This window comes from Delftia sp. NA_296.1 (assembly GCF_052692095.1).
This window is the reverse complement of the sequence record NZ_JBQZGF010000005.1, coordinates 426,459-439,429: the sequence shown is the minus strand read 5'-3', so window position 1 is coordinate 439,429 and position 12,971 is coordinate 426,459. Positions and strand designations below refer to the sequence as shown.

Annotated in this window: 11 protein-coding genes; 6 read left to right on the top strand and 5 right to left on the bottom strand. The window is 67.9% G+C overall.

What is annotated here, in order from left to right:
* Window positions 1-183: 183 nt before the first annotated feature.
* The 4 genes from ACUTR7_RS15820 to ACUTR7_RS15805 all read left to right on the top strand — a co-directional run bounded on the left by ACUTR7_RS15820 (window position 184) and on the right by ACUTR7_RS15805 (window position 3,280).
* The gene (locus ACUTR7_RS15820; protein WP_230356400.1) at window positions 184-1,371 is read left to right on the top strand and encodes a muconate cycloisomerase family protein; all 1,188 of its coding nucleotides are present in this window, start codon (window positions 184-186) and stop codon (window positions 1,369-1,371) included.
* Between the two features lie 28 nt (window positions 1,372-1,399).
* Window positions 1,400-1,678, top strand: a complete 279-nt coding sequence (gene catC, locus ACUTR7_RS15815) for a muconolactone Delta-isomerase (protein ID WP_012203794.1) — start codon at window positions 1,400-1,402, stop codon at window positions 1,676-1,678.
* Window positions 1,679-1,720: 42 nt separating this feature from the next.
* The gene (locus ACUTR7_RS15810) at window positions 1,721-2,713 is read left to right on the top strand and encodes a Bug family tripartite tricarboxylate transporter substrate binding protein (RefSeq protein WP_445609207.1); all 993 of its coding nucleotides are present in this window, start codon (window positions 1,721-1,723) and stop codon (window positions 2,711-2,713) included.
* 144 nt (window positions 2,714-2,857) lie between these two features.
* Complete coding sequence (locus ACUTR7_RS15805) at window positions 2,858-3,280, top strand: hypothetical protein (RefSeq protein WP_392459270.1); 423 nt, start codon at window positions 2,858-2,860, stop codon at window positions 3,278-3,280.
* 4 nt (window positions 3,281-3,284) lie between these two features.
* Here the strand turns inward: ACUTR7_RS15805 and ACUTR7_RS15800 are convergent, their stop codons facing one another.
* Window positions 3,285-4,241 carry a DMT family transporter gene (locus ACUTR7_RS15800; protein ID WP_445609206.1) on the bottom strand — a complete coding sequence of 319 codons (957 nt, stop codon included), beginning with the start codon at window positions 4,239-4,241 and terminating at the stop codon, window positions 3,285-3,287.
* A 72-nt stretch (window positions 4,242-4,313) separates the two neighbouring features.
* Here ACUTR7_RS15800 and ACUTR7_RS15795 point away from each other — a divergent pair, with 72 nt between their 5' ends.
* Window positions 4,314-5,198, top strand: coding sequence for a LysR family transcriptional regulator (locus ACUTR7_RS15795; protein ID WP_315532742.1), 885 nt, complete (start codon window positions 4,314-4,316; stop codon window positions 5,196-5,198).
* On the opposite strand, the gene ACUTR7_RS15790 is transcribed toward ACUTR7_RS15795, so the two are convergent.
* Genes ACUTR7_RS15790 through ACUTR7_RS15780 form a run of 3 tightly spaced genes read right to left on the bottom strand, consistent with a single transcriptional unit; the run spans window position 5,195 to window position 10,566 of the window.
* Window positions 5,195-5,437 (bottom strand): formate dehydrogenase subunit delta, encoded by a 243-nt coding sequence (locus ACUTR7_RS15790; RefSeq protein ID WP_013803888.1) that lies wholly within the window; start codon window positions 5,435-5,437, stop codon window positions 5,195-5,197. The genes ACUTR7_RS15795 and ACUTR7_RS15790 overlap by 4 nt on opposite strands.
* Entirely contained in the window at window positions 5,437-8,373 is a 2,937-nt protein-coding gene (gene fdhF / locus ACUTR7_RS15785; RefSeq protein ID WP_445609205.1) for a formate dehydrogenase subunit alpha, read from the bottom strand. Before fdhF ends, ACUTR7_RS15790 begins: the two co-directional genes overlap by 1 nt.
* A 12-nt stretch (window positions 8,374-8,385) precedes the next feature.
* The gene (locus tag ACUTR7_RS15780; RefSeq protein WP_445609204.1) at window positions 8,386-10,566 is read right to left on the bottom strand and encodes a formate dehydrogenase subunit gamma; all 2,181 of its coding nucleotides are present in this window, start codon (window positions 10,564-10,566) and stop codon (window positions 8,386-8,388) included.
* Window positions 10,567-10,865: 299 nt separating this feature from the next.
* Between ACUTR7_RS15780 and ACUTR7_RS15775 the strand changes: the two genes are divergently transcribed.
* Window positions 10,866-11,309, top strand: coding sequence for a MarR family winged helix-turn-helix transcriptional regulator (locus tag ACUTR7_RS15775; RefSeq protein ID WP_016449026.1), 444 nt, complete (start codon window positions 10,866-10,868; stop codon window positions 11,307-11,309).
* Window positions 11,310-11,402: 93 nt separating this feature from the next.
* Here ACUTR7_RS15775 and ACUTR7_RS15770 read toward each other — a convergent pair whose 3' ends face one another.
* Window positions 11,403-12,719: an MFS transporter gene (locus tag ACUTR7_RS15770; protein ID WP_012203781.1), complete on the bottom strand. Its 1,317-nt coding sequence runs from the start codon at window positions 12,717-12,719 to the stop codon at window positions 11,403-11,405.
* Window positions 12,720-12,971 lie beyond the last annotated feature (252 nt).

Here is a 12,971-nt window from a genome sequence, read left to right as displayed (position 1 = left end):
CCAGTCGCCAGAGGGCGTGCGCAGCACAAGGCTGCCGCGCCCCCTGCCTGCCGCGCAGGCATTCAATACATCGACACCATCGAATGATTTCTCACAAATAATTCAATAGATCCACACAATGCATGGATTTACGCTTGTGTCCATCGCCGGCAGCCGCCGCCAGCCAAGACACACGCCATTGCCATGCAAGACCGTTTCCTGATCGAGCGCATCGAGGCGCGGATCCTCGACATTCCCACCATCCGTCCGCACAAGCTGTCGTTCGGCTCCATCAGCCGGCAAAGCCCGGTGATCGTGCAGCTGTGGCTGCGCAATGGCGCCACGGGCTTTGGCGAGGCCGCCACCATCGGCGGCCCGTCGTGGAACGAGGAATCGCCCGAGAGCATCCACCACGCCATCACCAACCATCTGGCGCCCAGCCTGATCGGCCAGGACGGCGCGCGCTTCGAGGCCTGCCTCTCGCGCATGGACCTGGCCTGCAAGGGCAATGCCTTTGCCAAGAGCGCCGTGGAAATCGCGCTGCTGGACGCCGTGGCCCGCAGCCTGCAGTTGCCGCTGTGGCAATTGCTGGGCGGCAAGCAGCGCGACAGCCTGCCCCTGGCCTGGACGCTGGCCAGCGGCGACATCGAGCGCGACCTGGCCGAGGCCCATCTGCGCCTGGAACAAAAGCGCCACCGCATCTTCAAGATGAAGATCGGCGCGCGCACGCCCGAGGCCGACGTGGCCCATGTGAGCGAGATCGCACGCGGCCTGCAGGGCCGCGCCACGCTGACCGTGGACGTGAACCAGGCCTGGGACGGCGCCACGGCGCGGCGCTTTCTGCCGCAGCTGATCGATGCCGGCGTGACCCTGATCGAGCAGCCCGTGGCCGGCTGGAACGTACCCGCGCTGCGCGAGCTGACCGCCACGCTGCAGGGCGCGCTGGTCATGGCCGACGAGAGCGTGTGCACGCCCTACGACGCCATGCGCCTGGCGCGCGAGCAGGCCAGCCATGTGTTCTCGCTCAAGGTGGCCAAGCACGGCGGCCTGCTGCGCACGCGCAAGGTGGCGGCCATTGCCCAGGCGGCCGACATCGGCTGGTACGGCGGCACCATGCTGGAGACCTCGATCGGCTCGGCCGCCTCGGCCCACGTCTTTGCCACGCTGGGCGGGCAGCACTACAACTGCGAGCTGTTCGGCCCCCAGCTGCTGGTGGACGACATCGTCACCGAGCGCATGGCCATCCGCGACTTCGAGCTGCAACTGCCCGACGGGCCGGGCCTGGGCGTGGAGATCGACCTGCAGCAACTCGCGCGCTTCGACCGCGCGCTGGCCGGCAGCCAGCCGCAGCACTTCGACATGGGGCAGGCCCGGACCGGGGCTGCGACCTGAATTCCTTTCATTCCTCCTGGAGACAAACATGCTTTATCTGGTCCGCATGGACGTGAAGATCCCCCACGACCTGCCCGCCGACGTGGCAGCCGAGATCAAGGCCCGCGAGAAGGCCTATTCCCAGCAGCTGCAGCACGACGGCCGCTGGCCCCACATCTGGCGCGTGGTCGGCGAGTACGCCAACTACAGCGTGTTCGACGTGGCCTCCAACGACGAGCTGCACGAGCTGCTGCAGGGCCTGCCGCTGTTCCCCTACATGGACATCCAGGTCACGCCGCTGGCAAGGCATCCCTCGGCCATCGCCTGAGCACAGCCCAAACCAAGACCAAATTTTTCGGAGACAACTGAAGTGAATGTGAAACGCCGTTTTCTGACCGCCGCAGCCGCAGGCCTGTGCCTGTCCGCCGTGATGCCCGCCGCCCATGCGCAGTCCCCCGAGGCCAACTGGCCCAGCAAGCCCATCCGCTGGATCGTGCCCTTCCCGCCGGGCGGCGCCATGGACGCCATCGCGCGCACCCTGGGCGAGAAGGCCGGCCGCACGCTGGGCCAGCCCTTCGTGATCGAGAACCGTCCCGGCGCCGGCGGCAACATCGGCGCCGACTTCGTGGCCAAGCAGCCCGGCGACGGCTACACGCTGATGATCACCTCCATCGGCATGGCCACCAACAAGCCGCTGTACCGCAAGCTCAGCTACGACCCGATCAAGGACTTCGCCCCCGTGGGCGTGCTGGCCGTGGTGCCCAACATCCTGGTCAGCAACTCCACCCAGCCCAACGTCAAGAGCGTGGCCGACGTGGTGGCCGCCGCCAAGGCCTCGCCCGGCAAGCTGACCTATGCCTCGGCCGGCAACGGCACCTCCATCCACCTGGCGGGCGAAGTGTTCAACTCGCTGGCCGGCGTGGACATCCTGCACATCCCCTACAAGGGATCGGGCCCGGCCGTCTCCGACCTGCTGGGCGGACAGGTCAACTACATGTTCGACTCCATCACCTCGGCGCGCCCGCACATCCAGTCGGGCAAGCTGCGCGCCCTGGCCGTGACCACGGCCAAGCGCTCGTCCAGCATGCCCGACGTGCCCACCATGGAAGAGGCCGGCATCAAGGGCTACGAGGTCTCGCCCTGGTTCGCCGTCTTCATGCCCGCCAGCACGCCGCCGGCCATCGTCAAGAAGCTCAACCAGGTCTTCGTGGCCGAGATGAAGCAGCCCGACGTGCTCGAACGCTTCAAGGCCATCGGCGCCGAAGTCGTGGGCTCCACCCCCGAGGAAGCGGCCAAGCACCTGCAGGCCGAGTCCGTGCGCTGGACCAAGGTGATCACGGAGCGCAACATCAGCATGGATTGAGCCTGGGCCGCTTCCGGTCGCCCGACAGGTTTTGATACGCTCGCCGGATCACACAACCAGGGGGACGGGATGGGCAAGCTCAGGAAATCACCATGCTGCAGCACACGGCCTTCTGAAGCGCACGGACGCTGAAGGAAGGCTGCCATGTTGTTGCGCATCCGCAAGGCCCTTGCGGCACGGTTCGAAGCCGTGGCCGAAATCGTGGGCCTGATCCTGTCCCTGGGCGGCGCGGCCGCAGCCAGCTTGCTGGGCAAGCTGGTGCTGGCCCTGATTCTGGGCACCATCGCCCTGGGCATTTTCTTCAGGCTGGCAGGACGCCGAAAGCGGTCCCAAGCCGGCCCATCGCAGCGCGAACCCGGCTGGCTTGCCGCCATGGCAGGCCTGCTGGCGTTCATCGAGATCGGCGTGCTGGTGGAGGCAGTCGATCTGCCCGTGCGCTTTCACCAGCCAGGGTTTGCCTTGCATCACTGGCTCATCGTTGCGGCAGGCCTGCTGGCCGCATCCTGGCTCCAGTTGAAGCTGCTGCGCGCCGCGCGCAACGCCATCCGCGCCAGGCGCGGCACCTGACACGTCAACTGCGGACTGCCGCCTGCGCACCCTGCATGCGCGGGGCGGGCGCCGGCCTGCGCCCCCAGTTCATCAGCGCCGTGCCGGCCACGGCCATGCCGCCGCCCAGCACGATGCTGGCATCGATGCTCTCGCCCAACCACAGCGCCGACAGCGCCACGCCGATCACGGGCACCAGGGTGATGTAGCCAGAGGCCGCACCCGCGCCCAGCGCCTTGACGCCATCGAAGTACCAGGCATAGGCAAGCGCCGTGGCGCCGAAGGCCAGGAAGGCCAGCGCACCCCAGGCGGTTGCGTTGCCAAGCACGGCAGCCTGCAGGCCGGCCGGCCCTTCCACCACCAGACTGGCCACCAGCAGCATGGCCGCGCCCATGGTCGAGGTCACGGCCGTGGCCGACAGTGCATCCACGCCCGTGAGCAGCCAGCGGCCGATCAGGGTGTAGGTCACCCAGCACACCACGCAGCCCAGGATCAGCAGCTCGCCCGCGCCCACCGATCCCTGCAGCAGCGCCAGCGGCTGGCCATGCGAGATCACCACCACGGCGCCGCAGGCGGCCAGCGCCATGCCCAGGGCAATGGTGCGGTTGAGCCTCTCGCCGAACAGCCAGACCGCCAGCGCCAGCGTGAGCACCGGGTTGAGCGTGATCACCAGGGCCGCCTTGCCGGCCGGCACATGCTGCAGCCCCATGAGGAAAAAGGCCGCATAGCCGAACACGCCCGTGGCACCAGCGGCCGCCATGCCCAGCCAGCGTTTGGCGCTCCAGTGCCTGAGACCGGCCATGCCACCGGCCCAGTACAGCCACGGCAGCAGCACGGCGGCGGCCAGCAGGAAGCGCAGGCTGGCGGCTGCCAGCGGCGGCATGTTCTGTGCCACCACGCGGCCCGCAGGCCAGGAAGCGCCCCACAGCAGGGCCATGCCGACAAGCCGCAGGTGGGGACCGAAGAAGCGTTGAAAATTCATGGCGCGTACTATGTGCTCATATCGATTCATAGACAAATGAGCGAATGCTCATGACCCAAACACTGTGATCCCATGACCTTCACCCAGCTCGAAGTGTTCGCGGCGCTGGCCCGCGCCGGCAGTTTCTCGCGCGCGGCCGCGCTGCTGGGCATTACCCAGAGCGCCGTCAGCCATGCCCTGCGCGCGCTGGAAGGCGAGCTGCAGGTGCAGTTGGTGCGGCGCGAAGGCCCCCACTCCCCGCTGACCGACGCAGGCACGCGGCTGCTGCAGCGCGCCAACGACATCCTCCAGCAAAAGGAGGCCTTGCGGCAGGAGGCCGATGCCGAGCGCGGCATGGCGCGCGGCACGCTGCGCGTGGCCTCGTTCGGCGCCACCTCTTCGCTGCGGCTGCTGCCCCCGCTGATCACGGAGTACCGGCGTCGCCAGCCCGCCGTGCTGGTGCAGATCGACGAGCAAAACGACGACACCGTGGTCAAGTGGCTGCTGGAGCGGCGCGTGGAGATCGGCTTCGTCGTGCTGCCCGATGAGCGCTTCGAGACCGTGCCCCTGGTGGAAGACGAACTGGTGGCGCTGCTGCCCGCATCGCACCGGCTGGCGGCCCAGCGCAGCATCCGCGCCGCCGACCTGCAGGGCGAGGCCTTTGTGCGCACCTCGGCCGGGTCGGGCGCGCACATCGACCGCTTCCTGGCCGAGGCCGGCGCCCAGCCTGCGGCCATCTACCACTTCGAGCAGATGTCCTCCATGCAGGGCTTCGTGGCCCAGGGCCACGCCATTGCGATTGCCGCACGCCTGGCCGTGCCCGAGCAGGCGCCTGAAGGCATGGTCTACCGCAGCCTCTCGCCCCGCCAGCGCCGCGTCACCGGCCTGGCCGTGCGCAGCATGGAACGGCTGTCGCCAGCGGCTGCCGGCTTTGTGGAGCTGGCGCGGGAGATGGCGAAGAAGAAGCAGTTTGGCTAAGCCTGCGCCGCCGACGGCAAGGTCAGCGGATGCAGCACCAGCGCCTCGCGCACGATGGGCTTGAGCGCCTGGGCCTCGTCGGGGCTGGCCAGCACGCGGGCCAGTTCGGCGCGCATGCGGGGCTCCCAGAATTTGCGGATGTGTTCGGCAATGCCCTGCAGGGCCTCGTCACGCTCGGGCATGGCCTCGAAGAACTCGCCGATGCGGTTGGCCATGCGGACCAGGTTGGCGCTGTCCATCACTTGCCTCCTGCCACGGCCATGCTGCCTGCCTGCGCGGCTTGCAACAGGCCGATCTGCTCTTCGTGCATGCGCGCAAAGCCGCGCTGCCAGTCGGACGGCTGGGCGTGCTGGGGGACGGGCAGCACCTGCACGGCCGTGACCTTGTATTCGGGGCAGTTGGTGGCCCAGTCGGAGCTGTCGGTGGTGATGACGTTGGCGCCCGATTCGGGAAAGTGGAAGGTGGTGTAGACCACGCCGGGCTGTATGCGCTCGGTGACGGTGGCGCGCAGCACGGTCTCGCCCGCGCGGCTGGCGATGCCGACCCAGTCTCCGTCGCGTATGCCGCGGTCCTCGGCGTCATGCGGATGGATTTCCAGCCGGTCCTCGCTGTGCCAGTGGCTGTTGTGCGTGCGCCGGGTCTGGGCGCCCACGTTGTACTGCGACAGGATGCGCCCCGTGGTCAGCAGCAGCGGAAAGCGCTGGGTGACCTTCTCGTCGGTGGCCACGTACTGGGTGATGATGAAGCGGCCCTTGCCGCGCACGAAGCGGTCCCTGTGCATGATGGAGGTGCCGGCCTCTTCGGTGCTGTCATTGCAGGGCCATTGCACGCTGCCCAGCCGGTCGATCTTGTCGTAGTTCACGCCCGCAAAGCTGGGCGTGAGCGCGGCGATCTCGGCCATGATCTCGCTCGGGTGCGTGTAGTGCATGGCGTAGCCCAGCGCATTGGCCAGCAACTGGGTGACCTCCCAATCGGCATAGCCGGCCAGCGGCGCCATGACCTTGCGCACGCGCGAGATGCGGCGCTCGGCATTGGTGAAGGTGCCGTCCTTTTCGAGGAAGGAAGCGCCCGGCAGGAAGACATGGGCGTACTTGGCGGTTTCGTTGAGGAAGATGTCCTGCACCACCACGCATTCCATGGCCGAGAGCGCGGCCGCCACATGCTGGGTGTTGGGGTCGGACTGCACGATGTCCTCGCCCTCGCAGTACAGGCCCATGAAGCTGCCGGCCAGGGCCGCCTCGAACATGTTGGGAATGCGCAGCCCGGGCTCGGGGCTGAGCGCCACGCCCCAGGCCCCCTCGAACTCGGCGCGCACCGTGCTGTCCGAGATGTGGCGGTAGCCGGGCAGCTCGTGCGGGAAGGAACCCATGTCGCAGGAGCCCTGCACATTGTTCTGGCCGCGCAGCGGGTTCACGCCCACGCCTTCGCGGCCCACGTTGCCCGTGGCCATGGCCAGGTTGGCAATGCCCATGACCATGGTCGAGCCCTGCGCATGCTCGGTCACGCCCAGGCCGTAGTAGATGGCCGCGTTGACGGGAGTGCCCGCCGCGTGGTCCTCGGCACCCAGCGCATACAGGCGCGCGGCGCCGCGCACCAGGTCAGGCGCCACCCCGGTGACCTCGGCCATGGCCTCGGGCGAGTTCTCGGGCCGGGCCACGAATTCCTTCCATTGCGCGAAGGACTTGGTATCGCAGCGCTCGGCGATGTAGTCCTCGGCCAGCCAGCCTTCGGTGACGATGACATGGGCCAGCGAGGTGATCATGGCCACGTTGGTGCCGGGCCGCAGTTGCAGGTGGTAGTCGGCGCGGATGTGGGGCGACTTGACGAGCTCGATCTCGCGCGGGTCGATGACGATGAGCTTGGCGCCCGCACGCCGGCCGTCGCCGCGCAAGCGCTTTTTCATGCGCGAGCCGAACACCGGGTGCGCGGCCGTGGGGTTGGCGCCGATGACCATGACCACGTCCGTGTGCTCGATGGACTTGAAGGTCTGCGTGCCGGCCGAGGTGCCATAGGTCTGGCCCAGGCCATAGCCCGTGGGCGAGTGGCACACGCGCGCGCAGGTATCGACGTTGTTGTTGCCGAAGGCCGTGCGCACCAGCTTTTGCACCAGGTAGGCCTCTTCATTGGTGCAACGCGAGGAGGTGATGCCGCCAATGGAATCCTTGCCGTGCTTCGCCTGGATGCGGCGGAACTCGCGGGCCGTGTGGGCAATGGCCTCTTCCCAGCTCACTTCGCGCCAGGGGTCGGAGATCTTCGCGCGGACCATGGGCCGGGTGATGCGGTCCTTGTGCGTGGCATAGCCCCAGGCAAAGCGGCCCTTGACGCAGGCATGGCCCTCGTTGGCCTGGCCGTCCTTCCAGGGCACCATGCGCACGACCTGCTCGCCCTTCATCTCGGCCTTGAAGCCGCAGCCCACGCCGCAGTAGGCGCAGGTGGTGATGGCGCTGTGCCCGGCCTGGCCCAGCTCGGTCACGGTCTTTTCCTGCAGCGTGGCCGTGGGGCAGGCCTGCACGCAGGCGCCGCAGCTGACGCAGTCGCTGTCCATGAAGCTGCCGCCCTGCCCCGCCGTGACGCGCGATTCGAACCCCCGGCCCGAGATGGTCAGCGCAAAGGTGCCCTGCGTCTCCTCGCAGGCGCGCACGCAGCGGTTGCAGACGATGCACTTGCTGGGGTCGTAGCTGAAGTACGGGTTGGAGACATCGACCTCGGCCCGCGCCTGGCCCTTGAAGTGGTTGGCGCCGTCGAAGCCGTAGCGCACCTCGCGCAGGCCCACGGTGCCGGCCATGTCCTGCAGTTCGCAGTCGCCGTTGGCGCTGCAGGTCAGGCAGTCCAGCGGATGGTCGGAGATGTACAGCTCCATCACGCCGCGGCGCAGCTCCTGCAGTTGCGGGCTTTGCGTGCGCACCTTCATGCCCGGCTCGGCCGGCGTGGTGCACGAGGCCGGGAAGCCCTTGCGCCCCTCGATCTGCACCAGGCACAGGCGGCAGGAGCCGAAGGGCTCCAGGCTGTCGGTGGCGCACAGCTTGGGCACGCTGACGCCGCCTTCCATGGCCGCGCGCATCAGCGAGGTGCCCTCGGGAACGCAGACCTCGCGGCCGTCGATCTCCAGGGTGATCAGGCGTTCGGACGGGCTGGCGGGCGTGCCCCAGTCGGCTTGCTTCAAATGGTCGAGCATGGTGTTCTCCGTTCAGGCAGCCGCTGCGGCCGTGGTGGACTCGATGCCGAAGTCCTGGGGGTAGTGGTTCAGCGCCGAGCGCACGGGATACGGCGTCATCCCGCCCATGGCGCACATGGAGCCGTGCTGCATGGTGTCGCACAGGCTTTCCAGCAGGGCCACCTGGCCGGCGTGGGCGGCAGGGTCGGCGCCGGCGCGCACGATGCGGTCGATGACCTCCACGCCGCGCGTGGAGCCGATGCGGCAGGGCGTGCACTTGCCGCAGGACTCGATGGCGCAGAACTCCATGGCGTAGCGCGCCAGCTGCGCCATGTCGGCCGTGTCGTCGTGCACGACGATGCCGCCGTGCCCCACCACGTTGCCCTTGGCGGCATAGGCCTCGTAGTCCAGCGGCGCATCCCAGTCGGCCGGCGCCACATAGCTGCCCAGCGGGCCGCCCACCTGCACGGCCTTGATGGCGCGGCCGGTGGCCGTGCCGCCGCCGAAGTCTTCCACAAGCTCGCGCAGGCTCAGGCCGAAGGCCTTTTCCACCAGGCCGCCGCGCGCAATGTTGCCGGCCAGCTGGAACGGCAGGGTGCCGCGCGAGCGGCCCATGCCGAAGCCCTGGTAGAAAGCCGCGCCGCGCGCCAGGATCAGCGGCACCGTGGCCAGCGTGATCACGTTGTTGATCACCGTGGGCCGGCCCCACAGCCCCGCTATGGCCGGCAGCGGCGGCTTGGCGCGCACAATGCCGCGCCGGCCCTCGATGCTCTCCAGCATGGCCGTTTCCTCGCCGCAGACATAGCTGCCCGCGCCCTTGCGCACCTCCATGTGGAAGGCCCGCCCGCTGCCGGCCACGTCGCGGCCCAGCCAGCCTGCGGCCTCGGCGCGCGCAATGGCTTCGCGCAGGGTGGCGATGGCATGCGGATACTCGCTGCGCACATAGACCAGGCCCTGCGTGGCGCCCACGGCCAGGCCCGCGATGGCCATGCCTTCGATCAGCGTGTAGGGATCGCCCTCCATCAGCAGCCGGTCGGCAAAGGTGCCCGAGTCGCCCTCGTCGGCGTTGCAGGCAATGTAATTTTGCGGCCCCGCTGCGGCGGCCACGGTCTTCCACTTGATGCCGGCCGGAAAAGCCGCACCGCCACGGCCGCGCAGGCCCGAATCCAGCACCTCCTGCACGATGGCCGCGGGCTCCATGCGCGCCGCGCGCTCCAGCCCCTGCCAACCGCCATGGGCCGCATAGTCGGCCAGGTTCAGCGGATCGATGACGCCCACGCGCGCAAAGGTCAGGCGCTCCTGGCGCGCCAGGTAGGCCATGGCCTCGGTCAGTCCATGGCACAGCGCATGGCTGCCGCCCTGCAGCATTCCGGCATCGATCAGGCCCGGCACCGCATCGGCCGTGACCGGGCCGTAGGCCACGCGGCCTTCGGGCGTCTCGACTTCCACCAGGGTCTCCAGCCACAGCAGGCCGCGCGAGCCGTTGCGCACGATCTGCACCTGAAGGCCGCGCGCCGCGCACTCGCGCTGCAGGGCGCCGGCCACGGCGTCAGCGCCCACGGCCAGCGCGGCGGCATCGCGGGGCACGTAGACGCGCACGCCGGAGCCTGCCCCTGCCCCTGCATGCGCAGGCTGCGCCACCGGCTCGCCAGCCTGCTCCGGCTGGCGGCATTGCGCGATAAGTGCATCCAGTCCGTTGGCGGAGACATGCGCATGGGGCTGGCCATCGAGCATCACGGCAGGCGATGACGCGCACAGGCCCAGGCAGTAGACCGGCTCCAGCGTGACGGCGCCATCGGCACTGGTTCCATGCCCATGCCCGTGCCCGTGCCCACTCGATCCGCAGCCCAGCGCCTGGCCTGCGTGGGCCAGCAGCGCATCCGCACCGCGCGACTGGCAGGCCTCGGCGCGGCAGACCTGCAGCACATGGCGGCCCGCTGGCGTGCTGCGGAAATGGGGGTAGTAGGAGATGACGCCATGCACCTCGGCACGCGAGAGGTTCAGCGCATCGGCAATGCGCGGCACGGCGGCTTCGGGGATATGGCCCAGCATGTCCTGCACGGCGTGCAGCAACTCGATCAGGGGGCCGGGGCGCCGGGCATGGACGGCAATGGCGTGCTCGACGGCCTCGCGCTCATGGGCGCCGAGTGCGCTGCCGGCAACAGCGGCATTGAGGACGGCAATGGGAATGATCTTCCCTTGTGTGGCTGGCATGGGTATCCCTGCTGGCTTTCGTTGTGGGGAGCGGCGCGGTCCGGTCCGCTGGCGCTTTGTCTCTGATGCCATTTCAAGGCCTGCCGGGCAAGCCGTCAAATTCAAACGGATGATTGCGCCATTCAATCGGCAAATGAGCCGCCGGGCAGTGCTGCGCCTGCTGCCCCAGGTGTTGCGGATGCCGCAGCCGGCGCGGGTTTGCGCCACTTGGCAAATGCGCCCGGCTTGTCGCAAATCACACGGTATTTGGTGTGAATTTTGATAAGCTCACGCGCACCATGAACCACCCGCCATCAGCCATGACGCCACAGGATGGCTATCATTTTTCAGACCAGATCGGCCACCTGCTGCGGCGTGTCTATCAGCGCCACACTGCACTCTTCCAGCAATACATTCCCGACTCGCAGCTCACGGCTGCGCAATTCGTGGTGCTGTGCTCCGTGCGCGACAACAGCGGCAGCTCGCTGGCCGACATCGTCAAGGCCACCGTGATCGACCAGGCCACCATCCGCGGCGTGGTGGACCGCCTCAAGCAGCGCGAACTGGTGCAGGTGGACCATGACCGCATCGACCGCCGCAAGGTCGTCATCAACCTCACCGAGGCCGGCCAGGACCTGGTGCGCGACATGGAGCCCTTCGCCAAGCAGATCACCGAAAGCACCTACGGCAAGCTCAATCCGGCCGAGCGCCTGGCGCTGGATTTTTTGCTCAAGAAGATGCTGGAAGGTGGCGAGGCGGATTGAGCCGTTGCAGCCCCCAAAAAAACACAAAGGCCAGAAGGAAAAATCCTTCTGGCCTTTTTGCTGAGCCGACCTTTCAGTCAGCTCAGGCCGTCATCAATCCAGCGCCCGGTTGCGCGATTCCACATCCACGGCCCAGATCGACAGGGCACCGCCCACCAACATGGCAGACAGCACGGCCAGGGCCAGGGTGAAGTGGGTGGCCATGATGGGCGCAATGATGGCCGGGGCAAACAGGCCGCCGAAGCGCGCCACGGCGCCGGCCATGCCCATGCCGCTGGCGCGCAGGTCGGTGGGGTAGACCTCGGGGGTGAAGGCATACAGCGCGCCCCAGGTGCCCAGCAGCGAGAAGCTCATCAGCAGGGTGGAGCCGATGACCACGAAGGGCGACGAGCCCAGGCTGTAGAACATGCAGCCGACGGCGCTGAGCAGCAAAAAGCCGATCAGCGTGGGCTTGCGGCCCCAGCGCTCCACGCCATAGGCCGACAGCGCAAAGCCGGGCAGTTGCACCAGGGCCAGCACCACCAGGAAGACCTGGCCGCGCATGAAGGCGAAGCCCTCGCTGCTGAGCTTGACGGGCAGGTAGACGAAGACACCGTAGTAGGCGATGGAGATCAGCGCCCAGGCCAGGAACAGCGAGAGGCTGCGGCGGCGCAGGTCGCCGTTGAACAGCGCGAGGATGGATTTGCGCTCCTGCTTTTCAGGCTGCAGGGCGGGGATTTCCGCGGTGGTGCCGTTGACCTTGGCCACCCGCTGCAGCACCTTGCGCGCCTCCTCGGACTTGCCGTTGCGGTTGAGGAACATGGGCGACTCGGGGATGTAGAAGCGCAGCACCACGCCGATCAGCGCCGGCAGTCCGGTCACGAAGAAGATCACGCGCCAGGCATCGTCACCCCAGGACACGGCCACCAGCGCCAGGATGGCCAGGAAGATGGTGCCCACGGCCCAGAACGATTCCAGCAGCACCAGCCAGCGGCCGCGGCGGTCGCTGGGCAGGAACTCGGCCATCATGGTGTAGTCCACGGGCAGCGTGCCACCCACGCCGATGCCGGTGATGAAGCGCAGCACCAGCAGCCAGGCGAACTCGGGCGCAAAGGCCGAGGCCACGCCCGCAAAGGCGTCGATCACCACGGCCATCATCAGCACCGGGCGACGCCCGATGCGATCGGCCAGGCGGCCGAAGACGAAGGCGCCGATCAGCATGCCGATGAAGAAGAAGGTGCCGGTCTGCAGCGCCTCGGGCACGGTCTTGCCGAAGGTCTTGGCAATGGACGGCGCGCTGAAGCCGATGGACAGCACCTGCATGGCGTCGGCCAGCCAGACCAGCCCGAAGATGACGAACAGCCGATATTGGAACTTGCCGACACCCGCTGTCTGGATGCCTTTTTCCACCGAAATGTATGTAGATGACATGCAGGGACTCCTTTTCTAGCCATCGCAATTGTTGAATCTGTCTTTTCCCAGGCAAGGCCGTTCAGCTTGTGTTGCCGTCTCCTGCCGTGCCTTCCACCCTTCACACATCCGGAGCGAACCGCTCCCTCGGCGCCATCTCCATGGCCCGATGGAAAATTTCCGGATGTCGGTCTCTGCATCCGGGCGATGGGCGCATTGCGGACAGGCTGCACATCGACAGCACTGCCCGTTGTTGCCCATCACCCGTCCCCA